Source organism: Candidatus Binatota bacterium (assembly GCA_012960245.1).
GTDB lineage: Bacteria > Desulfobacterota > Binatia > UBA1149 > UBA1149 > UBA1149.
On record DUBO01000049.1, the window covers coordinates 34,123 to 58,397 of the forward strand.

Here is a 24,275-nt window from a genome sequence, read left to right on the forward strand (position 1 = left end):
AATAGGGTAGAATCAAAACGACCATGACCAGCCGTCCATACCGCATGGCCATACTGAGCTTCGCGCTCGGCCTCCTGTACTTCGGATCCTTCGTAGACTACGGCATCAACTTTGCCGACGAGGGCGCGTTGGTATCGCAGATGTCGCGCTTTGCCGCCGGCGACCGTCTCTACCAGGATTTCCACATAGGCTACACGCCCGGCGTTTATCTGCTGCACGGCGCCATCATGAAAGCCTCGGGACACTCCCTGCTGGCCGGGCGCTGGGTGTTGGCCACCACGCTGGCCGTCACCATGGCGCTGCTTTACCTGCTGGGCTGGCAGCTCACCCGTCGACGCTGGCTGTCGCTGGCCGCGCCCCTGCTCTACCTCGCCTCCGTACCCATCCACCCGGGCCAGTTTGCCTCCTCCAACATCCCCTACCCGGTGTGGTACAACGTGCCGCTGTGGCTGGGGGGTATGCTCGCCCTGCTCAAGTTCGGCGAGGGCAAGGGCCTGCGCTGGCTGCTGCTGGCGGGCGTGCTGGCGGGTATCAACTTTGCCTTCAAGCCCAACGTGGGTCTGTTTCAACTGGCGGCCGCGTCGCTGGTGACGCTGGCCGTACTGCCCATGCAGGGCGCACCCGATGCCGTTGGATGGAAGGTCAGGCTCAACCGCCTGCTGTGGTGGGGCTGGTGGCTGGCCATACTGCTGGGGCTGGCGGTGGTGTTCGGCGGCAGGGCCGGGTTGCGCGAGTTCTGGATACTACTCGCACCGGCTGCCGTGGCCTCACTGCTGGTAGCGTGGAGGGCCGCAGTGGTGCCCGTGCCCGAGGGAAAAATACCGTCGCTGGTGATGTGCGCTGCCACCCTCGCGCTGTCTTTCCTGGCCGTCAACGCACCGTGGATGATTTACTACTACCGCATGCTGGGCCCGCAGCGTTTTCTCGAACGGGCCTTGTTCTTCGGGGCTGACTTCGAAAAGTTCTACTTCATCTCGCACCCCCCGGTACTGCTGGGTGCCCTGGCAGGCCTGGGCCTGGTGATACTCGCGCGCGCGTTGCCACGCCGGGTTGCACGCCGGGTCATGCCTACCGACATGTTCCTGCTGCTGGCCGCCGCGCTGGCAAGTGTTGCCGGTGGCCTGTTGCTGGCCGGCCGACCAATGCCCGAGGGTTTCTACAACGCGGTCATGTCGGTAGTGGAGCCGTCGGCCTTTGTAGCCGTCATCCTGGCCCACTGGCTGGGCTTGTGGGTGTGGGCCCGCAGCATAGGCACCGACGACGACTGTCGGGCGCCCTCGCTCAACGCCACCGTGCTTGTCACCGGCGCCGTCTTTCTCTACATGCAGATCTACCCGAGGACCGACTTCATGCACTGGGTTACTTCGGCCCCGGTGTCGCTGCTGCTCGGGGTGGTGCTGCTGGAGGGCCTGGCCAGGCGCTGGGAGCAAGGCCGCGGCAGCCGGCTGCCCGCGGCGACCATAACCACGCTGATTTTTGCGCCGCTGTTCGCGATCGGGGCTATAAGGGCCGGCCACTCGCTGGGCGCTATCGTTGACCTGGACGGCGGCCTGCCCTCGCGACCGCAAGCCGTGCGGCTGGTTTCAGAGCGCGCGCCCATATGGAACAACGTGGGCGCAGCCGCCACCTACGGCGACCTGTCGGCCCTGGTAAAGTTCGTCAGGAACAACACCACCGAAGACGAACGTATCTTTACCTTTCCGTCACTCGACGTGGTCTCGTTCCTGGCCGGTCGCCCGAATACAACCCGCCACGGCTATTTCTTTCCCGGCTGGCCCGGCCGCGAGGTAGAGGCCGAGGTCATCTCCGACCTCGACGCGGCGCCACCGAGATTCGTCGTCGTCTACCACTGGCACCCATTGTTCTTCTCGGAGGCGGCCCTCTACTACTTCCAATTGCAGCACTACATCGAAAGCAACTACCGTCCTTACGCCCGCTTCGGCCGCTACGTTGTGCTTACCCACAAGACCCTGGGGCCGGCGGGAGATGGCCCCGACCTGCCGCGCAGCAGCATAGAAGCCGCCCTGCCCGACCAACTCGACCAGGAACTCAAGGGCCGCCTGACCGACCCCGACGCCGCGGTGCGACTGGAGGCGGTGAAACAGCTTGAGGGTTTTCACCTGGGCAGCGACTACCCGCCGCTGAGCAAGCTGCTCGGTGACCCCGACCGGGCCGTGAGAAACCAGGTGGTGTGGGCCTACAGGTACGCCCGCGACAAAACGGTCGCGCGTAATCTTGTAGCCGCAGTGGCCGGGGGGTTGTTGTCGCCCCGGGAGAACATCCTGGCGCTGCGCAGGATAGGGGGAGGCGTGGCCGCCGACTCTGCGCCGGATCTGCTGAGCCTCGTGGACTCAGCAGACGCAGCCATCGCGCTGCCGGCGCAAAGAGTACTGTCCGCCATGGCTGCGCGCCACGTCAACGAGTCCTTCTGGTTCGGCCGCCTGCAAACCGAAAACGACAGCGAGCTGCAGGATCTCAGCACGCATCAACTCGCTCGCTCCTTGCAGTGGTTGAACCGCCCCGAAACTAAACGCCCGCTGCTCTACTACGCGATCACGCTGGGAGCAGAGGCACTGGAGCACTCGTCGCCAGGCCGGAAGATCGTTTGCAGGCCATCGCTCGCGGCGATCTCCCGCGACGGCAACCTCACCCTGCGCATGCTCGCGCTGCGCACGATGGCGCGCTACGGCTGCGCAAATAAGTCCGACCTCCTGAACACCGCTTATAACCTGATGATCTTCGACGACAGGATGGTCATGCGCGTGGCCGAAGACCTGCTGAAAGAAACTCTCGAAGCCGACCAATTGCTCGCCGACATGATACATCGCGGCGAGGGGCCGAGGCTGGAGAGCTCAATCTGGCTTGCCTCGGTTTACGGTGGACCCCGCTCAGCAGCCGAACTGGTGCCGATGTCGAGTCACGCAGATCCCGCCATTCGACTGGCCGCCGCCTGGGCGCTGGGGCGAACCGGAAACGCCGGCCACGCAGATCACCTGGCGCTTGCCCAACTGGACTCGGACACCGACGTGAGCGAAATGGCGGGGCGGGCCCTGGCCATGCTGCGACGGCGCCTGGACTGATCTCCCGGCCCAAGTGGAAGGTCAGTCACGGACTGTCCGTAGCTGCCGCAAGGCGTTACCCATGACTACCAGGCCCACCGCTCCAACCGTGAGCGCGGCCGCGTAGGCCCAGCGCCGCAAGACGACTTCCTCGAGCGGCCCCCACCAGCCCACCGCCAACAACGAAGTGTGCACGACCATCTGCCCGAGATAAATCCCCCAGCTGTGCTCACCGCACCAAGCCAACAGGTTGCCCCCGCGGGCCATTCGCTTGAAGATCGCCATCCCGCGTAGCAGCAGCACGGTCAGCGGCACGTCCAGCAGGTGCATCAGCGCCGCGGCCGTTAACTTCGAGTCGGCCATGGTGGAGTGAAGCAGTACCCCGACCAGCCACACCGCCGCGGCGGCGCCAGGCCAGCGTGGCCCGTCCTGCCAATTGGCAGAAGCCAGGTACACCCCGCAGGCCACCGGCCACAAGTGCTGCAGACCGAATATGTGCATGTAGTAAAAGCCACCCTCGGGGGCAGAGTGCAGCAGCAAGGCCTGCATGAAGCCCAGTACGTGCAGCACCAGCAGGTGGCTGGCCACGGTTACCAGGCCGGCCAACGCAGCCCCGACGACAGGCCCCAGGCGCAGGAGCAGCCAGTACAGCAGTGGGAACACAACGATGAATTGGATGACCAGCGTGACGAACCACGAGGTCCCCACCCAGGGCGCGTAGCCCAGAAAAGTCACGACCAGGAAACGCGGCGCCGGAGGCGGGGTAGTCGATGTCGCGTATGCAAAAGAGAACAGCCACCACAGGGCCAACGCCGACCACCAGGGCAGGGCCAGTCGGTGGAAGCGCGAAACGTACCACTGGCGCAGATTGGCCACGAAGGGCTCGCCGCTACGGTGCCGCCACCAGGTGGCCGCGTTCATGCCGAACAGCACCAGGAAGACCGGCACCGCCCTGTTGACCAGGTACTCGTGCACGACGGTGCCCCTGAGCGGTGCCGCGTGAATGAGTATGACACCGAGTATGGCCAGGCCCTTGAGCCAGTCGATTTCGGGCGTCCGCAAGTTCGTCCGATCCGCCACTGCGCGGCCAGTTGTCAGTTCGTCTTCCACGTCAATAGCCCCTTTCGCACCCGGTCGATCCAGCAGCCGCAACAGCCACAGCATGAACCCAAGCGCAAGGACACGTATAGTATAGCAAGGTAGGCGCTGCAGCCGTATCACACTGAAGCCGTGCAAGTAGAAACCAATACCCCGAGCCTTCCCCGGACCGCGCCGTTGTTGCTGACACTCGCCTGGCTCGCGGCCGTGGTGCTGGTGGGCCCAGCCGGCGATTTCGCCCTGGGCGACGACTGGGCCTACGCCTGGGCGGCAAAAAGCCTCTGTGAGAACGGCCGACTCGACCTGCTGCCCTGGGCCGCCCCCAGCCTGCTCGCACACGCCGCCTGGGGTGCGCTCGTGTGCCTCGCGGGCGGTTTCTCTTTTGAACTGTTGCGCCTCGGTACCCTGCTGTTCGCCGCTTCGGGACTGCTGGCGTTCCACCTGCTGCTGGCGCGCTGCTCTTCTTCGAGCAGATCAGGCTCGCGCGCCCCCGCTGCGCGCAACTCGGCCCTGCTGGCCACCGCCACGCTGGCCTTCTCGCCGTTGTACTTCGGACTGTCTTTCACCTTCATGACCGAAATCCCCTGCCTGGCGCTGTGCCTCTGGGCAGCGCTGCTTTACCTGCGCGGGCTGCAGGACGACAAACCCGGCTCCCTGCTCGCCGCTGCGGCCGTCATGGTCGTGGCCGTACTCATGCGACAGAACGTGCTGCTGCTTGCGGTAGCTGCCACGGCCACCGCCTGGCGCTTTCCTCCGGGTCGCCTGACGCGCGTGGCCGCTGCCGCGCGCTGCCTGCTGCTGCCGCTGGCAAGCGTCGTGGCCTACTACGCCTGGCTGCTCAACTGGCAAGGCGCACCAGCCGGCGCTGCGATAAGACTCAGCGACATAGCCTCGGCCTCACCGCTGCGGGTTGCCGACGTCGCGCTGCGGGCCTGGCTCACGCTCGGCCTGCTGGCTGCGCCGATGGTGATCCGGAACAGCTTGAGCCGAGACCGACTGCTGCGCATAGGCCTGCCTGCCGGCTTGCTGCTGACAGTGGCCGCCTGCCTGTTCGCGTCCAGGACCGGCGCGGGATTTGCGCTGCCCAACCTGCTTCACGCCGGCGGCACGGGTGCGCTTACCCTCAGGGACACGCTGTTCCTCGGCATGGCTTCGCCTTTTGATGGCAGTACTGCCGCCAGGACCGCGATCAGCGCCGCGTCGGTGCTGCTGGCGACGCTGCTGTTCGTCCGCCTGCTGCCCACCCGTTTAAGCCTGCGTGAAGCGCTTGATACTCCAGCCCGCTGCCTCCTGTCACTGGCGGCCGCCTTGCTGCTGGGCGGCAGCCTGCTGCAGGCCGACTTCTACTTTGACCGCTACCTTCTGCCCGCCCTGCCTTTCGTGCTGGCGCTGCTCGCAATGGCCGACAACGACAGCCAAAGGCGGACGCCGGCCACCGGCCTGTCGCTCGCGCTACTGGCCGCGATGACCTTCTACTCGGTGGCCGGCAGCCACGACTACATGCAGTGGAACCGCGCGCGCCATCAGCTCCTCGGGGAGCTGGAGACCCGGGGCGTAGCAGCGACCGAAATAGACGGCGGCGTTGAGTACAACGGCTGGCGGCTGGCTCCACTCGAGCGCAGCTGGCCCACAATAGAAGAGGCCACCCCGGGCAGGTCGCCGGAAAAGAAAAGCTGGTGGTGGGTAGAAGACGACCGCTGGGTGGTGAGCTTCACGGCGCTCGAAGGCTACCGGGTAGCTGACCGACGCCAGTGGCAGCGCTGGCTGCCGCCTTCTGCCGGAGAAGTGCTGCTGCTTGAGCGCGAGCGCTGAGCTGAGCGAAACCCGGCGTCAGTCCACCGGCCGCCTGGCCAGCACCTGTATGCGCGCGCTGCGACCGACCAGGGTGCCAAGGTTGAGTATCACCTCCAGCGGCACGCGCATCCACCATGGCAGGCGGTAGCGACCCAGGTACACGTTGCCGCCGCGCACGCTGACTACCTCGAAGCCGGCGTCCTCGAGGGCACGCTTGAGCAAGCGCGGGTGGAAATAAAAAATATGTGGCGACACGTACAGCCGCTCGAGAAACCAGCGCCTCGCGGGTAAGCCCAGCCATATCCAGCGATCAACCAGGGTGGCCAACAGCGAACGCTGGTTGGGCACGGCCACGTAAAGCAGCCCGCCGGGCTTGAGCAACTCCAGCGCGCGGGCGAGAAACGCCCCCGGGTCCAGCGAGTGCTCGAGGACATCGAGCATGGTCATGCAGTCGAAACTCCCAGGCTGGTAGGGCGCACTGCAAAAGTCACCCACGTCTACCTCCACGCCGAATTCGGCGAGCGCCTTCTCGCGGCTGAGTTCGCAAAGATCGAGCCCCTTGATCTGCCAGCCCTTTTGCCGTGCCAGGTGCATGAACAGGCCAGTTCCCGCCCCAACGTCGAGCAGTCGACCCTGACCGCGCCCCTGCTCCAGCAGACGGAGCACGCGGCGAAACCCGCGCACGATTTCATCTTCAACAAAATCAGCGTTGCAGCTCTCAAAGAACTCGGCCGCCTCGGGCAGTACTTCGCCCACGTAAGCCTGTCGCTCGGTCTCTTCTTTCTCTCTTTCGTCGGGCAGCGGATGGGCAAACAACAAGCCACAGCCCCGGCAGGAAAGTAGGCGTCGATAGCCCTGCTCGTGGTAAAGCACGGTGTCCTGGCAGCCGCAGAGTTTGCAGACGGCCCCGTAATCAGACGAAGAGCTGGTCGAAAATTCGGTCACGATTTCTGGCCCCAACGCAGGCTGCTACGTATGAAGGCGATATCCTCAGCCGTCAACACCCTGAGGACAAGCAGCGCCAGCAGGCACGCCACGACCGACCATGCCACCGCCGCCAGGCTGCCGTATCCCGCCAGCAGGCCGGCCGCGACACCGCAGGCCACCGCCAGCGTAGGCCGCAAGGCCGCCGCGAGGCACAGGCGGGTATAAGCGCGCGTGGGGGGCAGCAGCGCAAGACTGACCTGCGACATGGCGCTGCTGACTATCATTGCAACGGCGGCACCCATGTATCCGGCCCGCGTGATGAAAAAGTACGACAGCACGACGTTGAGCAACGCGAAGACCATCGTGTTGCGATATAGCGTTTTCTCGGCGTGCACCGACACAAGCAGGTAGGTAACCACGGTACCCGTGGCGCTGAGCAGGGCCATCACCGCCAGCAACGACAGCGCCGGGCCGGCCTCGGCATAACCCGCGCCGAACAACAGGCCCATGATAAGATCACCGGCCACCATGCACACGGCCACCGGCACGGCGATGGCCAGCAGCAGGTAGCGCGTGGATTTTTCCACAGTCTCTTCCAGCCGCGTGTCCGCTGGCTGCCCTGCCCCACCGTCGCTCTTTATATGAAGCGAGGCCATCAGCGGATACACGGTGATCATCAGGGCCTCGGGCAACAGGCTGAAGGCCTCGGCCACGCGTGACGCCGCGCCCAGCATTCCGGTTTCCACCGGCCCGCGCATCGACAGCAGCAAAACCTGTCCCGCCTTGAGACCGAGCATGATGGCAAAGCCATTAAAAAACAGTGGTACCGCACCGCGAAGCAGAAGGCCCCACTGCCCACGGTCGAAAACAAAACGTGGCTTGAGCTCGCGTGACACGGCCAGCGCCACGCCGGCAAACACCACGAGATTGGCCGCTGCCATGACGAGGAAAACAGAACGAAGGCCCGCGCCGGCCTGCACGACCACCACCACGCCCACCGCCAGCAACAAGGCCCGCGCAGAGGCCAGGGCCAGCACCGGCGGTATCTCGAGATTGGAGCGAAACCAGGAACGGTAGGCGCCACCCAACCCCGTGAGCAGGCCCAGCGAAGCGCAGGCGGCAAGATCCAGCGGCACGCGCCCACCCGACAAGGGGCCCACGCACAAGGTCGCGACAGCGGCCGCCGCCAACGACATTAACAACTTCAGCCCCAGCCCCGCGTGCAAGGTAGCGGGCGATGGCTCGGACTGCTGGCTCAAGACCCTGACCAGCACCGCGTCGAGACTGTACTCAACCGCGACCTGGAACAGGGCTAGATAAGCAACGAGAAAGCTGTAGACGCCGAAAGACTCGGGGTCGATGGCGCGGGCCAGGTAAAGGACGATGACAACCGGCAGGATCTTGTCCGCCGCCTGCACCAACAGGCCCATCCACGCGCCGCGTGTTACCTGTTCACTTCGTTGCAAGCTGGTCCCTCACCGCCCGCTCTGCCTGCCTCAGGGACGGCAGAGGGCAACGAGATCGAGTGCCTTGTCCATGTCATGGCTGCCTATCGAAAAATCGTCTATCGTTATGCCATCTCCACCACCAGCGCCGCCGTCGATATTGCCGCGGGCCTGTCGCCGGACGAGCACCGACAGCCTGGCGAAGGCAAAGTTGATCAGCGACGACGGCAGCAGCTTGCGCAGTCCCAGCGGGTCGAGTGCCATGATGCGCTTGACCGCCTTTTCACGGCCCGCATCAAAATCGGTGACCTTCTGGTTGCCGAAGGTGCCCGACATCTCGACGCTGGAGAACACGCCCGACAGCAACTCGGTGAGTTCGTCGGCGGTGTACTCGCGCACGTGGTAGGGGTTTTCGGAGAAAGTCGTGAGACGGTTGGGAGTGGTCAGCAACAGGCAGCCACCCGGTGCGATCCTGGCTCGCAGGCCTTCAATAAACGGCCGGGGATCTTCTATGTGCTCCACCACCTGGAAATTGATCACGAGATCAAATGTGTCGGTAAAGCTGCCGGGCTCGGTCAAGTCCACACGGTGAAACTCGAGGCCGGGACGCCCCCAGGCGCGGCGGCACTGCTCGATGGCCTGCTCGGAATAGTCAAGGCCGACCACAGAAGCAGCGGTGTCGACCAGGGTACGGGTACCGAAGCCCTCGCCGCAACCGGTATCCAGCACGCGCTTGCCCTCGGCCAGCACGGCCGCGTGGCGATAGGCCGCCAGGTGGCGGGCCTCGTCGTAGTCGAAGTCTTTTCCCCAACCTGGCCTCTCGCCGGTAAACTTATCTGAAGACATTGCTGCGTTCTCCTCTTTAATCGTGGATTCGAGTAGCCTATCAATCACTCCAACGTGGCGAGCACACTCGCGGCAAACTCGGCCACTACGGATTCCTCGTCCGCCTGCAGTCTCGTCGCCTCTCGCGCCAACGTCGTCGTCCAGGGCACGAGATGCTCCGCGCGAAAGTCACCGGCCCAACGGTCCAGGCTCCCACGGTGGCGACGCAGTACCTGCTGCATGGCCCCCAGTGCCTCGTTGCGGACCCTCGGCCGTGAGTCATTATAGCCCGAAACCAGCCAGGCCGCGGCTTTCATCGAGCCCCCGTCCCTGAGCGCGCGCAGCAACAGCACCGCGTCGCGCTCATCGGAGGGTATCTCTGCGGTAGAGGCCTCTTTGGGTGAGACGCCATGCATCCATCGTACCGCCGCCTGCCTGCGAAAGGCGAGGCGCGGCTCCACGCAGTCCTGCATCTGCCCGCGGGGCGGGCGGGCTACGTCGCGCAGAGGCAGGGCGGCTTCGCTCGTCGAATCCCGCCCCTGTTCCAAGGCCAGCACGTCGAAGCGGCCGTACCTGGCCACCAGTTTGTATTGGCTCCTGGCAAAATTGCTCAGCAGTTGGTAGTGAGCCGCCGCTCCGTGAAAAAATCGCCAACCGTCGTTGAGCGTAACCAGCAGGCGCGGGGGGTTTTCTTTGAGACGGGCGACCACTCGCTGCTCATCCTCGCGACTGCTGCCACCCGGGTACCAGTAGTCGTGCGAGCTGGCGCTCTTGATGCCGGCGGCGTAGAGGGCAGCGCCCAGGGCCGGAAAGGCCAGCACGGGTTTTCCGGACTGGTTGTTGGCTGCCAGGTAAGCGGCGGTCTCGGCCAGCGCCTCAAGGTCGTCGTCGGCGCCTTCTTCAACCCAGGCCGTAACCGTTGGCGTATCGACCACCGGCGCGCGACGCGCGGGGGCTACCTCCATCCATGAACTTGCACCCAGCAGCAGCACCGCTGTCACCACTATCGCAGCTGTTGCGGCAACCGCCGTACGTCCTGCCGATGGAGTTGGCCACGGAACAGACTTCCAGTCGTCAACAACACGCGCGAGCAGCGCCGTGGCGACCACCATCAGCAACGGCGCAGCGTTTATCCAGTGCATGAAGTCAGCACGCGGAAAAAACTGCACGTACATCGCCAGCGCCAGGGGCAGCGTGATCGCGAGCGTGCTCGCCTGGGCCGGCCCGCGACATCGCCACACGTAAACGACACCGGCCATCGCGACCATCCACGAGCACCAGGGCGCGGCCTCCCGCAGCTCGAACACCAGCGAAGCCAACAGCGACTCGGGCATGAGCACGCCGCTGTTGGCTGACAACAACCACGCGATCGCGCTTGCCAAGCCGCCGGCCGCGGCAGCCGCAGCAGCGAGGAGACCCGGGGCCGACAGAACAGCTGCCGGCAGTCGCCGCGCGCGCGCCTGCCGACCCAGCGCGGCCAGGCCCGCGAGCGCAAGCATGATGGCCAGCGTCCTGCCGCTGGGCAAGGTGTGCCCGAAGTACCAGACCTCGCCCAAGTCGGAACCGAGAAAAAACACCTCGCGCAGCAGCCCGTCAAGACCTATGCGACCCACGAGCGGCAGCACCCACCCCAGCGTGGGCAGCGCGAAGGCCAGCGCCGCCACGGGAAGGGCACGGGCCGCCCTGTCCGCGCGCGGATCGTTGTTGCCTCGAGTCGAGCGCGCGCAGAGCAGTGCCACCAGCGTGCAGGGCAGGCCGTGCACGAGCAGCTCCACGCCGTTCCACGAAAGCGACAGCGCCGAGGCGACCACGGCCAGGCCCAGCGCCGAAGCGGCAACCGCCATCAAGGTGTCGAGCGCGCGTGGTCGAGAACAGCTGAGCGCCAGCGACCACGAGAGCCCCGCCACGGCCAGCGCCCCCGAGTTGGGCTTGACGGCAAAGCAGGCCGCGGCCGCCACGCCGGCGAGCATTGGCCATATCAACGACGCCGACCTCGCAGCCGAACCCGGGCCAGCGGGGCGCGCCAGTGCCAGCGCCATCAACAGCCAGGCGAGGGTAGACAACCACGCCGGGTAAGGAACGTTAAAGGACGCGAACTCGCCGGGATAAATCGGTATCCACAGTAGCCACAACAAGGCCGGCAGCAGGGCAATCCATCCACCGGCCACACGCCGCGCGAGCAGGTAAAGTGCAGTGACACTGGCGGCGTTGACCACCGCGAGGCAGCTGCGTACAGCCACGGTGGAGTTGCCCAGGCAGGCCGTCAGCCATGCCCACAAGCCGTAAAAGCCCGGTGTGTAGCCGGTCTGGAAATCGCTGTAGGGGAGATCCCCCGCAGCGTAACGATCGATCTGCATGAGCAGCAGGCCCTCGTCTTCCAGTTGGAAGCCGAAGTCGCGCAGCGTCAGCAGCCAGGCCAGCGCGCCCGCGAATACGAGCCCGGCCTTCAGTACCGAGGCGAGCCCGCTGCCGCGCTGTTCTGTATCAATCTCGCGCACCACTGTCCCTTACCGCAAAAGCTCAGAACGTCGGAGACTGCAACTCCAGGGAGGCCGGGGCCCCGCCACCGTGCAGCGATCGCTCCACCAACGTTTCAACGTCGCAGGCCGCCGCGTCCCAGGTAAAGCGGGCGGCCCATTCCAAGGCCGCGGTCCCGAGCCGCTGGCGAAGCTGGGCGTCGGTCAGCACCTTGAGCAGGGCCGACTCCATGGCCGCCACGTCGGCGTATTCGTAGAGCAGGCCGGTTTCGCCATCGACCACCGAGTCGCGCAGACCGGGCACGTTGCTGGCGACCGTGGGCGTGCCACAGGCATTGCCCTCTATCACGGTCAGGCCCCAGCCTTCTTTCTCCGAGGAGTTCACGAGCACGTGGGCCTGGCCAAGTAACTCGACCTTGCGCTCGGCCGACACGAAGCCGACAAACTCAACGCAGTCGTCGAGGCCCAGGCGGGTAGCCAGTTGCCGGGATTCCTGGAGGGCGCCACCGTCGCCGATGACCACCAGCCGCGCGTCGGGGATCTGCTTGCGCAGGCCGACCATGGCCTCGAGCATGTTGTCCAGCCGCTTGTACTTCTCTACACGGCCGAGCCAACCGATGAGCGGCGACACCGAGCTGCTGCCGGCAACCGGCTTGTACAGTCCGTGGTCTATGCCGCAAGGGACTATGGCCACCATCTCGTAGGGCAGCCCGCGGTCAACGAGGTCATCCCTTGTGCTCGGTGAGATAGAAGCCATGGGCGTGCTGCGGTAGCAGGCCGGTATGAGTTTTTCCGAAAGCCAGGTGACCAGCGCCACGGGAAACGGAGCCTGGGCAAAAGCGGTCCTACCGAACAGGTGCATGACCAGCGCCAGGCAGGGGGCCGGCACCAGCCAGGGGCTGAGAAACGGCAGCTTCGACAGCGCATCGATGACCACGTCAACGCTGCCCGCGCGCGCCAACCGGCGAGCCTCCAACGGCCCCTTGAAATAGAAAGCGTAGCGGTTGGTAAGCCGGCGTACGTGCACGCCGTCTATTGTTTCTTCGCGCGAGCAGCCGGGAAAGGTGGCGGCGAGCAAGGTGACGTGATGCCCCTTGGCCGCCAGGCGCGAAAAGATTTCGAACAGGTAGACCTCGCAGCCTCCCGAAAGGGGATTGCGCGGATCGCGTTCGTTGAGTATCAGCAGGCGGCGGGGCACGTCGCCGCGGCCTCGTTCAGGATGAGCCCGGGCCGTCGACCCGGACGAGCTTGGGTTTCTCGAGTCGGCCCATCAAGTCGGCCAGCTTGAGCCACCAGACCACCACCAGCGCCTCGATCGCGATCTTCTTGTTCATCTTGGACGTGCCTTCCCTGCGGTCGGCAAAGATGATGGGCGTTTCGTGCAGGCGGTAACCCAGTCGCCAGGCTCGGTAGTTCATCTCGATCTGGAAACCGTAGCCGTTAGAGCGCACGCCCGGCAGGTCGATAGCCTCGAGCACCTCGCGGCGCCAGCACTTGAATCCGCCGGTAGCATCCATAACCGGCAGGCCGCCCAGTACTTTCTGTGCGTACACGTTGCCGAAGTAGCTCAGCATGAGCCGCCCCATGGGCCAGTTGACCACGGTGATGCCGTCGATGTAGCGCGAGCCCAGCACAACGTCGTAGTTCTCGATATGCTTGTAGAACTTTTCCAGGGCGTCGACCGGGTGCGAAAAATCGGCGTCCATCTGCACGATGAGGTCGGCGCCAAGGTCCAGCGCGCGGGCGAAGCCTTCCTTGTAGGCCGGGCCTATACCCTGCTTGCCGGGACGGTGCAGCACGTGAACCCTCGGGTTCTCGGCCACGATGCGATCAACAAGCTCACCGGTGCCGTCGGGCGAGTTGTCATCGATGATCAAAACCTCGTTTTCGGGGTCGACCACGAGAACCGCCGAAATGATCTTGGCGGCGTTGGGTGCCTCGTTGTAAGTCGGTATGCAGACTATCTTTTTCATGTCGCTAGCGCCCGGGCGCAGAATCTGACTATCCCATACAGCCTAGCGCATGCAGAACATACCCGCAGGGTTTTTTATATGAGACCGGGTACCTTTTCCGCTGATGAGACCCGGTCTGGTTAGCGGAGGTGGAGCTGCTCGAAGGGGATGGGGCGGCCAGCGAGGCCGTCCAGCCAGCCGCGTAGTTTGAGCAACACCCCGCCCTGCTCGCCCGTGGCCAGGCGGCGCAGGTATTGAAAAGGCAGCGTGAGTACTATGGCGGCCGCGAGCAGCACCCGCTGCTGAAAACTGCCGTGACGCCGCGCATAGAGAACGCTGTTGCGAGCGCTCAGGTAACGCTTGAAGCCCGAGTAGCCGCCACTGCTCGCGCTGCCCCGGTGAACGACCGTGGCCAGCCCGCTGTAGTGCATGCTCCAGCCCAGCTCTCGCGCCCTCGCCGCCCAGTCGACGTCTTCGTGGTAGGCAAAATAGTTTTCGTCGAACAGGCCCACCGCCTCCAAGGCCGCGCGCCTGAACAGCACCGAGCAACCGGGCAGCCACGGCACCTCGCGCTCGCCCTGCCAGCGCGGGCCATACTCGCGTCCCTGCCCCACCAGGCGCACAAGGCTCTGCAACCAGTTGACCTCGCCCCAGGCCACCCACAGGCGGCTCGGATCGTCGGCTGAAAGCACGGCCGGCGCCACGGCCGCGGCCCGCGGGTGACGCTCAAGGCAGGCCAGCAGGAGATCCAGCGCTTCGGGATCGACCACGGTATCGTTGTTGAGCACCCACACGGCCTCGGCCCCGTCGGCCAGCGCGCGCTTCAGTCCAACGTTGTTGCCACCCGCGTAACCCAGGTTCTGATCGTTCTCCAGCAGGGTCACACCGACGAGTTCGTCGCCACAGGCCTCCGCCAGCCGCGGCCTTGAGCCGTTGTCGACCACTACGATGTCCAGGCCGCTCACTTCACGCAGGCTGCGCAGGCAGGCCAGCGTGTCCTGGTGTCCGTTCCAGTCGAGCACTACCGCGGTGACTTTCACTGCTGCCCCCGGCCAGCGGCCAGCGCCCGGGCGTAGACTGCGCGGGTGAGACGGGCGGTGTTGGACCAGGTAAAATTCGCGGCGCGCTCAAGGCCGGCCTTCGCCAGCTGTTCGGCCAGCTCATCGTCCTCCAGCAGGCGGCCGATGGCCGCGGCCAGCGACGCCGAGTCTTCGTTTTCGACCAGCAGGCCCGCGTTTCCCACCACCTCGGGTATGGAGCTGTTGGCAAAGCCGACCACCGGGCAGCCGGCGGCCATGGCCTCGAGAAAGGTGAGCCCGAAACCCTCGTACGAAGATGGCGAAACCATGCAGCGCAGGCTGCCGAGAAACAGCGGAATCTCTTCGTCGTCCAGGGGCCCGAGGTAGCGAACCCCGGGCAGGTTGCGGTCAAGAAACGCCGGCCGGTAGCCCGGCCGCAAGCGTCCGGCGACCAGCAACTGCCAGTCACTGCCAGCCGACAGGCTGCTGAAAGCATCGACCAGCAGGTCGAGATTCTTGCGCGGTTGCACCGTGCCCAGGTAGCCGATGACCCGGGGTCCTATGCCCTGCTCGCGTCGCCAGGCCTCGATCTCGTCGTCGCCCGGTCGCACTCCGGCCGCAGGTACACCCAGCGGCACCACCTCCACCTTGTCGCTCACGGCCGGGTAGTGGCTGGCAAGATCATGGGCCGTACTCTGTGAATCGGTGAGCACCGCCTTGGCGAGGCTTATGCTGCGCGGGGTCTCCAGGGCCAGGTGCAGGCGCTGGGCCAGGGCGAAGCTCTCGGGATAGACCAGGTGGGCTACGTCGTGCACCGTCACCACGCCCGGGCGCCCCAGCAGGCCCGGCAACACGCCCTTGGTACCGTGAAAAAGCTCGGCGGGGTGCCCGAGCAGGGCGCGGCGCATCCACAGGTGATCCCACAGCGGCTGCTCCCAGGCACTGCGCAGGCGCACCCTGACGGTCTCAACACGGCCGCCGAAGGCGTCCGGGTGGTCAGTAAAAACCGTGTACTCGTCGGCGGGAAACTCTTTTGCCAGGGCGCCGGCCAGCTCGACCGCGTAAGTGGCCGGGCCGCCCAGGGTGCCGGCCACAGCTGACAGGGCTACATTCACAGCAACGGCTCCTGCTGCTCCCCGCCGCCGCCAGCAGGCCTGTCCGCGTCGGGAACCCCCGCGGCCTCGAACACAAAATCAGGCGGGCGGCCGGTTTCCCCGCCCATTCCTGCGGCGGCGCCCCTGCCCATGGCCACCAGCACGCTTATCCTGCCCCTGAACAGGTAGCCCAGCATGCTCAGGCCCAGCATGGCAAAGTAGCCGGGCACGAACACTAGCTTCTCGAGCAGGTCCAGCCGGCGCGAGCCCAGCTGCCACAGGTTGCGAGCCTTGAGGTAGGCCGCCAGTCCCGTCATGCCGCCGCCAAAGCCGCGCCAGCCGGTGTGCGCAATCTCGGCCCCGGGCTCCACCCTCGGTGGCATTCCTACCCGCCGGGCACGCAGGCAGTAGTCCACTTCTTCGTAGTACGCGAAGTAAGCCTCCTCGAAGCCGCCCACGCGGTTGTATAAATCGCGGCTGATGAGCATGGCACAACCCAGTACACCGCCTACCTCATAGCTGGTCTGTCTCGGTCGTCGCGGCCTGAGCAGGCTGCGTGGCAACCAGGCCACGGTGGCCCAGTAACGCTCGCCTATCGACGCACTATGGGCGCCCGGCCAATCGCGCGCTATCCTCGGGCCCACCGGCCCGCAGTGGGGATTGCGCCGGGCGCAGGCCACCAGCGAACTTATGGCCGTGGGCGTGGGCAGCGTGTCCCCGTTGAGCACGAGCACGTACTGGCAACCGTCGCCGAACAGCGTCTTGAGCGCGGCGTTGTTTCCACCGGCGTAGCCGAGGTTCTCGTCGTTGAGTAACAACCGGGCCTCAAAGCGCCCCGCCATGCCGGCCTCAAGCTCGCGTCGATCGGCGGCTTGAGAAGCATTGTCGACCACCATGACCCGCAGGTTTCCGTAATCGCTGCCGGTCACGGCCAGCAGGCAGCGCAGGGTGGCCCGCGCGCTGTTGAAATTGAGTATGACCACGCCCACCAGTGCTTCGTCGTCCGCAGTGCTCTCGATGACGGCGGGCTCTCCGACGGCGGTTCCTTCGACGGCTGTCTGTTCAGCTGTTGTTGCTTCGCCCGAAAGTGGCCCGGCCCAGCAGCGGCCGAGTTCCTGGTCGCCGAAGCGCCCCGCTATCAGTTCGGCAGCCGCCTCGCCCAGGCTGCGACGGTGACCCGCGGTTGACGCCAGCGAGCTTATCGCCGCGGCCAGCGCGCCGGCCTCGGCTTCGCACAGAACCAGGTCGCGACCGTCGGTAAACACCTCGCGCACGGCTTCACAGTCGGCCGTTATCACGGCACGGCCCACGGCCGCCCCCTGGTAGACCTTGTTGGGTATAACCATGCGCGATTTCACCGAGTCGCCGAACACGCCCAGCACGATGTCGGCCTTCTCTATGAGCGCGGGCAGTTGTTCGTAGTCTACCCAGTCCTCGAACTCGGCGACCGCGCCGCTCAGCCTGACTCGCTGCTCAAACTCCGCCCGTGCTTCGCCCGTTCCCACGAACACGAAGGACAGGTCGTCGCGGTCGGCCAGCTGCTCTACGGCAGCGGCGATCACGTCGGTGCCGTGCAGCGGCAGGTACTGACCGAACCACAGCACCCGCAAGCGCCCGGCTTCGTCGGGCTGCTCGGCTTCGTTGGGCTGCTCAGCTTCGTCAGGCCGCTCAGTGACAATGGAATCGGCGTCATCGCCGAACACCGCAGCGTCGGCACCAAGGTAGCAGACCACTACGCGTTCTTCGGCCACACCCAGCACGTCGACAAAATAGCGCCGGTGGGCCTGGGTGTCGACGACCACCACGTCGGCCGCCCGGCAGCTGAGCCTGTCGAGCAACCGCAGCGCGCGCGCCGCCATGCCGCCCCTTGAGTAGACACCACGGTCGTCAACGAGGGTCTCAGTGAGCGAGACCAGCGGCGCAAAAATCACCCTCGGGCCTTGACGCAGGCTCACCAGGCGCAGCAGCAATACGTCGAGCTGGCCGTTGAACCCCACTACGGCCACCGGCGTGCCGCCGCTTGTCCACCAACGACGGGTCAGCTTAACGGCGGCCGAGAGCCACCCTACCAGGCCCCTGAGCAGGCCAAGCGGCCCGAAGTACGCTGCGCCCTTATCACGGGTGTGCTCCCACACTGGCTCGTGGATTTCGACCAGCTCATAGCCGGCAGCTGCTATGGCCCTCGCGTAAATGCGATTGGCGCTGTGGCGGCGATTGTAGGTGCCAAAGAGGCAAGCCCTCATCTACCCGCCCGCTGCTCTTTCCCGCGTTGGCCATTCTCTCGTTGGCCATTCTCCGCCTCGCCGAGCTCGAGCCGGCGCACCCTGAGCAGGGTGTCTTCTAGCAATCGACGACTCGAACCTATCAGGTCGGCCACCATGCCTATGAGCACGGTCTGGAAACCAGCGAGCAACAGGACCGCTACCAGTATCAGCGATTGAATGTGTCCCTCGCCACCCGTGGTGAGGTAGTAGTAGAGAAAGCGTGCGCCCAGGGCCGAACCCGCAAGGAGCAGGGCCAGTCCTATGGCCGAAAAAAACCTCAGCGGTTCGTACAATGCGTAGATGCGCACGATGGTCGACAGGCTCTTGGTCAGGTAGGTAAAAGTGCGCGTAAAGAGCCGTGAAGGTCGCAGGTCGGGGTTGACCCCCACGGCCACGTGGGCAACCGATAGCTGCTTTTTGCCCGCCTGTATTATGGTCTCCAGGGTATAGGTGAAGTCCGAAACCACGTTCATGCGCAGCGCCGCTTCGCGCGAAAACGCGCGAAAACCGCTGGTCACGTCGGGTACGTTGGTGCCCGACACGCCGCGTACTATTGCCGACCCGATCGCCTGCAACAGCTTCTTGATCGGCGAGAAATGGGCCAGGGTCGAGGGCGCGCGGTCGCCCACCACCATGTCGGCCTCGCCCCTGAGAATAGGATCGACCAGCTGCTGTATGCAGGCGGCGTCGTACTGGTTGTCGGCGTCGGTGTTAACGATTATATCGGCGCCCAGCCGCAGCGCTTTGTCGAGCCCGGTCGAAAAAGCCCGCGCCAGGCCCTGGTTTACCGGCACCCTGACCACGTGCTCAACACCCAGCTCGGCGGCCACCTCGGCCGTGCGATCGGTGCTGCCGTCGTCTACAACGAGAAACTCCACCTCGTCTACGCCGCGCAACACGCGCGGCAGCTCGGCCACGGTGGCTGGGAGCCATTGCTCCTCGTTGTAGCAGGGTATCTGTATGACCAGTTTCACTGGAATTCCGTTGGGTGGGCCCCCCGATCGAGGGGGCGATATATCCGGGCCGCAACGCGATTCTACCACGGTACAGCTGAGCGCGCAGGCGCGTATTTAGCTGCTGAGCGGGCACAGAAATCGCCCGTTACCCCCCCAACCGGGTAAAAAACAGCGCGATAATCGAATGAACCGGCTTTTGGCCTTGACAACCGGCCTGCCAAGTTACTATAAACGACGCAACTGGAACCTTACGACCGCTGCAGGGAAATCTAGTCGAGTGACCGCCACCCCCGGGTGATTGGTCGGAGCTGCTTTTGCTCCGCGACTTTGCAGTCTTAGGCAGGCGGATCGTTTCCATAGGAGGAAAAAAAGCAATGAAGAAATTTTCTATGTTCCTGGCGGCCGTTGCTCTGGTCGCATTTACTGCAGGTGTTTCCAACGCGGAAGATTGCCTGTTTGACAGCCCGGCGAAGGCCAAGGGCATCAAAGCGTCCATGGTTCGTGCGGTTGCGTCCTGCGTAGGTAGCGTTACCTACCCGGGCACCAACACCACCACGAGCACTGGTGGTACGCCTGGTTGCACCCCGCCTTTCTTTTACTCAGCCTACTCGTTCGGCCCCAAGGGCGCGTGCAGCTATTCCAACAAGGGTAAGACCGAAATACCTTGCAGTGATGGAGTAGAGGCAGAGTGCTACAACCTGACCCAATCGGTCAAGTGTAAGGATATCGTGGACATCGACGAGGTTACGCCGATCGATGGCGCTGCAGCCACTGGCTGGAGCCTGCAGTCTGTTACCCGTCCTACGGTTAACGACATAACGGCCGGAGTCGCGATCACCATCTTCGACTTCCCCGTGCAGAGCGTATTCCCTTGCATAAAGGGTTGCGGCAAAGGCAAGCTGAAGTTCAAGGGCGACACGAACACCCTGCTCGCCGGCCTGGGCCTGCCCCCCTTGGGTGTATGCTCGAGCCTCGCACCGCAGACCATCGTGGTGTCTGACCCTGACGGCAACCAGTTTGCTGTATTGGGCGGCGGCGGAACCGGCAGCTGATAATCCCGGCGATCTCGCTGGCCTGACCAACAAGACTGCAAAGTCTACCGGCGGCATCCCTCTCGGGGGGTGCCGCCTTTTTTTGTGCTCGCGGCATGGGGCTCCCCGAGGTCAGTTGTCGCCAGCAGGGTTGGCCACCTATTGCGTTCACCGACCACGGAGGGCAGCATTTCGGCGGGACACGGGCCGCAGTGTCCCGGCAAGCGCGTGAACCCCTCGGATCTGTTCAGACTATTGCTGGCACCGGTGTCGCTGTACCTGCTGCTGTACGGACCGGGCCAGGCCCTGCGTTCAACGCGCGGTACCGCCCTGCCCCCTGCATTCGGCCGCATGGCGCTGAGCGTGGCGTGGACCAGCGCCGTGGGGCTGCTGCTCGTTGCCGCGGGGTCTTACTCACTGCCCACCCTGCTGCTGGTCAACGCCGGCACCTGCCTCGTTGGCTACATGTCCAGGGGGCTGCGCCAACGCGACCCCGCTGACGGCAGAACTAGAGCCAGTGCGGGTCCGCTGGTAGCCCTGCTTGTACTCTGCCTCTACTGGCCCGCCTGGCAGACACAGCTGGCCTCCTGGGATTCGAGCGTTTACATGGCAGCGGGCAACCACCTGGCCCTTTCAGGCACGCTGGAGAAAGACGACCCCGTGGCCACTGGGCTCAACACGTTTACCCGGCGCAGGGTCTTCGGCTCTGTATGGCCGGGAGCCGCATGGAAACCGCCCTTCTCGCGCTTGCCTCACTCCATGATTCACATGAGTCACAACGACAGCGTGGCGCGCCCCGCCCATCACCCCCTACCAATGCTATGGGCTGCAATTTCCAGCGAGGTGGCCGGCCCCGCGCGCTCCGGCGCTTTCTCCGGGCTCATGCTTTCGCTCGCCGCCTGGGCACTGTGGATCTTCCTGCGCCGACGGGTACCCGCCGTGGCGGCCACGCTCGGCGTGCTCGGCCTGGCCTGCTCGGCCAGCTGGTACTACGCCGGGCACGTGGCCCTGCCGGCGCCGCTGGCCTGTTTCTTTACCTGGGCAGGAATCGCCCTGCTCGACGGCTGGGAAGAAGAAGGCAGCAGCAGCGACGCCGGCCTGGCGGGGGTGATGCTCGGCATGGCGGCGGTGGCCCGCGTTGAGTTTGCACTGTTCGTGCTGGTGTCGCTGCTGGCCCGGGGCCTGTTGCGCCGCCACGGACTGGGTTGCCGGCCCCTGGCTCCTCGTTTTGCGGTCGGCCTGGGTGCGGCCTTCGCCCTGTTGGCAACCGAGCTGCTGCTGCTGCCCGCTGCCTGGACCGGCCCCCTAGACCTGGCGTTCACCTGGATGAAGGTAGGCGTGGTCTTTGCTGCGCTGAAGCAACCGGTGGCCGCCGGGCTGGTCAGCCTGGCGCTGTGCGCGCTGTGCGTGGTCGGGGCCAGGCGCCTGGGCCTGGCCAGGTTCTGCGCTACCGGCACGTTGGCGGCGCTACTCGCCGGCTTTGCCTGGGCGGGCAGGGCCGATGCCTTCGAACACATGCCCGGTTGGACGGTTGATTGGCTGGGATGGCCGCTGCTGTTGCTGGCTCCGCTGGGCTTGCGACTGGCGTGGCGAGAGCGGATGCGCCACACGGGCAACGGCTTCTTCCTGGTCTTCGGCGGCCTTACGGCCCTGCTGCTGTTCTACGACCCGCACGTGAGCACCATCATGCCCTGGGCCTCCAGGCGCATGGTTCCGGTGCTGGCGCCCATGCTGGTGGTGCTGGCCACGCTGGCCGTGTCGCGCATGGTGACCGAAAGCACGACAGCACGCGGCAGACTGGCCGGCGTGGCTGCCGGTGTCGCGCTTGCCGTCGGACTGCTGCTGCCCGCCCAGCCCATGTGGGGTCGGCAGCCCTGGTCCGGTACCTGGACGCAACTGCGCGACTTCGCGGCTCTGCTTCCCGATGACGCCACGCTGCTGGTCGACTCCCGGCTCAACTACCTCGGGATGTCTGCCCCGCTCTGGCTAACCTGGCAGCGCGAGGTTGTGCCCGTGCAAGCCCACAACCGCAGGGGAGCCAACCAGGTGGCTGGCCTGACGCGACTGCTCGAAAAACGCGGGCCGGTGTACCTGGCACTGCCGGCCAAGCGCGCCCAGGACCGTCACATCCTTTTTACGCGACAGGAGCACGTGGCTGACTTCACCTTTGAGCTGCTTCTGCCCCAGGCCAGCGAGTCTGCTCCGCCCCAACACTTTCACGTGTATCCGACGACTGTCTCGTTACTGCGCCTGGAGCCGGTCTATTTCAAACCACGACCGCCGGCCGCTGACCGCCCCGGCGCCGACTGAAGAGGCGGCGACAATCACTGCGGCCAGGCCAGGCCAGGACAGTCCTTAACAACGGCGAGCACCGCGCGATCGGTCGCGGCCCTGTCGGCAGCGGTGTTGCCGGCGGCCTTGCCCGCGGCCCTCTCAAGGAAATGCCCCGCGCGGTGCAGCGCTCCCCCGGCACAGGCCAGCCTCGCGCGGGCAAGCAGGGCCGGCTGGTAGTCGGGCCAGCGCTTGAGTAGACGCTCAAGTCTCAGTTGAGCCAGGCCTCGACGGCCACGGTCAGCCGCCACTACGGCAAGGTTATAATGCGCCCTGGGTGAGTTGGGCTGAACAGCCACAGTAGAGCGCCACAAGGCCGCCTGGCTGCGCCAATCCTGCTGCCTGCGTAAAGTGACTCCCGCCAGTAGAAAGACGCAGCAGAGCAGCAGCAGGGCCGCAATACGGCCCGCCGGCAGCCACGCCCGTTGCCGCGTCCCCCGTTGCGGCAACTGTCGCAACGGTTGTTGCACCAACTGTTGCAACAACAGGCCCATGCCCAGGGCAAGCGGCGGCAACAACAGCAGCGAGTGGCGGTCGGCGCCCGGCTCGTTGACGCCGGCAACGAAAACAAGCGCCACGCCTGCAGCCGCGATCCAGCTTACAACGAAGGCCGCCTGCCTGCGCTCGATGTCGCCCTTTCTGCTACGCCAGGCCAGGACCACGGAGACGGCCAACGCCGCGAGCAGAACCAGTCCGAGGCCTGCGCGCAACCAGGCAGCCGCACCCATCCCGACGCAGGGTTGCCACAGCGCCGGGTAGTCGACGGACAGATCAAGGGGAACCAGTAGCCCGGCCGCGTAGTGCAGCGCCAGGGTACCGCCTACACAAAACGAATAGGACGACGCCGGCAACAATACGCCGGCGGTGGCGGGCAACACGCCCACGCCTCCATAAGCCACCACCAGGGTCACCGACGCGACAGCCACCATCACGATCCAGGCCAGGGCGCCTCGACGCAACGGGCCCAGGCCTGATGCCCACATCAACAACAGCAGCGGCGCGACCAGTAGGCCGGTTTCTTTTGAAGCGGTAGCCGCCAGTGCCGCCAGCAAGGCGAGCGCGCCCGCCCTCAACCCGCCGGCTCCTGCGGCCTGCCCTGGCTTGTCCTGCCCTGGGTCAGCCGAGCTCCAGGCCAGCAGGGCCAACAGCGTAAAAAGCGTGGCCAACAGGTCGCGGGCACCCGAAACGTAAGCCACCGACTCCACCCACAGCGGGTGGGCCAGGCAGGCCACGCAACACAGGAAGGCCAGCAGGCTGTTGGCCCCCAGCCTCCGGCACAGGCACCACAGCGTCGCCGCCACGCCACCAAAAAGCAGCAGGTTGGCCAGATGGTACACCGAGGCCGCGAGGTCCTGCCGGCCCAGCAGCCCGACGAGCCAGTACTCTGACAACCAGGCCAGGTGCCTCAGCGGGCGATAGGGCAACAGCCCTCCGCTGCCGGCGGGGCCGTTCTCGCCCAGCAACGAAAGGTCGTCAAACAGCAAATCAAAAGCGATGACGGGTAGATAGAGCGCTATCGCCGCCAGCCCGACGGCCGCGGTCAGGCGCAGGCCTGTGCGCGCCGACCTGCCCGGCTGGCGCCATAAGTCAGAGGCTCTCGCACGCGCCGCCATGTTGAGATGATAGCCGCCTCGCGCGACCCCGCGAAGCGCCACCCGTCACCAGTGCAAGGCCGTAGCAGGGCCACGCTTTGCTTGCGCCCCTGCGTGGCCTGTGCAATTAAAAGAAACGCGGAGTCTCCGCATCAACAGACAACCTGGAGGTCCCATAAAGATGAAAGCACCTATTCAAGCGGCGATGATAGTTACCCTGGCCCTGGCCTTCACTGCCTGTGCCGGCATGCAGAGCTCCTCGAGCAAGGCCCGCAACCAGGGCGATGTAGCCGAGGCCGTGGCCCGTGCCGAGGCAGCAGCAGCAGCCGCCGAAGATGCAGCCCGCAAGGCCGAGACCGCTGCCGAAAAGTCCGAGGTTATTTTCCACACCGGCATGCAGAAGTAAGAATC

Annotated in this window: 17 protein-coding genes; 5 read left to right on the forward strand and 12 right to left on the reverse strand. The window is 65.4% G+C overall.

Annotated features, from left to right (window positions below):
• Positions 1-23 precede the first annotated feature (23 nt).
• On the forward strand, positions 24-3,080 hold the full coding sequence (locus EYQ35_08595) for a hypothetical protein (protein HIF64194.1): 3,057 nt from the start codon (positions 24-26) through the stop codon (positions 3,078-3,080).
• A 21-nt stretch (positions 3,081-3,101) separates the two neighbouring features.
• Here EYQ35_08595 and EYQ35_08600 read toward each other — a convergent pair whose 3' ends face one another.
• The gene (locus EYQ35_08600) at positions 3,102-4,223 is read right to left on the reverse strand and encodes an acyltransferase (GenBank protein ID HIF64195.1); all 1,122 of its coding nucleotides are present in this window, start codon (positions 4,221-4,223) and stop codon (positions 3,102-3,104) included.
• 42 nt (positions 4,224-4,265) lie between these two features.
• Here EYQ35_08600 and EYQ35_08605 point away from each other — a divergent pair, with 42 nt between their 5' ends.
• Positions 4,266-5,969, forward strand: coding sequence for a hypothetical protein (locus tag EYQ35_08605; GenBank protein ID HIF64196.1), 1,704 nt, complete (start codon positions 4,266-4,268; stop codon positions 5,967-5,969).
• An 18-nt stretch (positions 5,970-5,987) separates the two neighbouring features.
• Here EYQ35_08605 and EYQ35_08610 read toward each other — a convergent pair whose 3' ends face one another.
• From EYQ35_08610 to EYQ35_08655, 10 genes are all read right to left on the reverse strand, one after another.
• The gene (locus EYQ35_08610; GenBank protein ID HIF64197.1) at positions 5,988-6,911 is read right to left on the reverse strand and encodes a class I SAM-dependent methyltransferase; all 924 of its coding nucleotides are present in this window, start codon (positions 6,909-6,911) and stop codon (positions 5,988-5,990) included.
• The gene (locus EYQ35_08615) at positions 6,893-8,344 is read right to left on the reverse strand and encodes a hypothetical protein (GenBank protein ID HIF64198.1); all 1,452 of its coding nucleotides are present in this window, start codon (positions 8,342-8,344) and stop codon (positions 6,893-6,895) included. Before EYQ35_08615 ends, EYQ35_08610 begins: the two co-directional genes overlap by 19 nt.
• A gap of 30 nt (positions 8,345-8,374) precedes the next feature.
• Entirely contained in the window at positions 8,375-9,169 is a 795-nt protein-coding gene (locus EYQ35_08620) for a class I SAM-dependent methyltransferase (protein HIF64199.1), read from the reverse strand.
• Between the two features lie 44 nt (positions 9,170-9,213).
• Entirely contained in the window at positions 9,214-11,649 is a 2,436-nt protein-coding gene (locus EYQ35_08625) for a hypothetical protein (GenBank protein ID HIF64200.1), read from the reverse strand.
• A gap of 19 nt (positions 11,650-11,668) precedes the next feature.
• Positions 11,669-12,823, reverse strand: coding sequence for a glycosyltransferase family 1 protein (locus EYQ35_08630; protein ID HIF64201.1), 1,155 nt, complete (start codon positions 12,821-12,823; stop codon positions 11,669-11,671).
• 16 nt (positions 12,824-12,839) lie between these two features.
• Positions 12,840-13,598 (reverse strand): polyprenol monophosphomannose synthase, encoded by a 759-nt coding sequence (locus EYQ35_08635; protein ID HIF64202.1) that lies wholly within the window; start codon positions 13,596-13,598, stop codon positions 12,840-12,842.
• A gap of 119 nt (positions 13,599-13,717) precedes the next feature.
• Positions 13,718-14,686 (reverse strand): glycosyltransferase family 2 protein, encoded by a 969-nt coding sequence (locus EYQ35_08640; protein HIF64203.1) that lies wholly within the window; start codon positions 14,684-14,686, stop codon positions 13,718-13,720.
• A complete protein-coding gene (locus tag EYQ35_08645) occupies positions 14,614-15,711 on the reverse strand; it encodes a glycosyltransferase family 1 protein (GenBank protein HIF64204.1) in 1,098 nt (365 codons plus the stop codon). The genes EYQ35_08640 and EYQ35_08645 overlap by 73 nt, the downstream gene beginning before the upstream one ends.
• Entirely contained in the window at positions 15,708-17,933 is a 2,226-nt protein-coding gene (locus tag EYQ35_08650; GenBank protein HIF64205.1) for a glycosyltransferase, read from the reverse strand. The genes EYQ35_08645 and EYQ35_08650 overlap by 4 nt, the downstream gene beginning before the upstream one ends.
• Positions 17,930-18,928 (reverse strand): glycosyltransferase family 2 protein, encoded by a 999-nt coding sequence (locus tag EYQ35_08655; GenBank protein ID HIF64206.1) that lies wholly within the window; start codon positions 18,926-18,928, stop codon positions 17,930-17,932. Before EYQ35_08655 ends, EYQ35_08650 begins: the two co-directional genes overlap by 4 nt.
• A gap of 356 nt (positions 18,929-19,284) precedes the next feature.
• Here EYQ35_08655 and EYQ35_08660 point away from each other — a divergent pair, with 356 nt between their 5' ends.
• Complete coding sequence (locus EYQ35_08660; GenBank protein HIF64207.1) at positions 19,285-19,962, forward strand: hypothetical protein; 678 nt, start codon at positions 19,285-19,287, stop codon at positions 19,960-19,962.
• Positions 19,963-20,169: 207 nt separating this feature from the next.
• Positions 20,170-22,251: a hypothetical protein gene (locus EYQ35_08665; protein ID HIF64208.1), complete on the forward strand. Its 2,082-nt coding sequence runs from the start codon at positions 20,170-20,172 to the stop codon at positions 22,249-22,251.
• Positions 22,252-22,265: 14 nt separating this feature from the next.
• Here the strand turns inward: EYQ35_08665 and EYQ35_08670 are convergent, their stop codons facing one another.
• Positions 22,266-23,885: a hypothetical protein gene (locus EYQ35_08670; protein ID HIF64209.1), complete on the reverse strand. Its 1,620-nt coding sequence runs from the start codon at positions 23,883-23,885 to the stop codon at positions 22,266-22,268.
• A gap of 160 nt (positions 23,886-24,045) precedes the next feature.
• Between EYQ35_08670 and EYQ35_08675 the strand changes: the two genes are divergently transcribed.
• Positions 24,046-24,270, forward strand: coding sequence for a hypothetical protein (locus EYQ35_08675; protein ID HIF64210.1), 225 nt, complete (start codon positions 24,046-24,048; stop codon positions 24,268-24,270).
• Positions 24,271-24,275 lie beyond the last annotated feature (5 nt).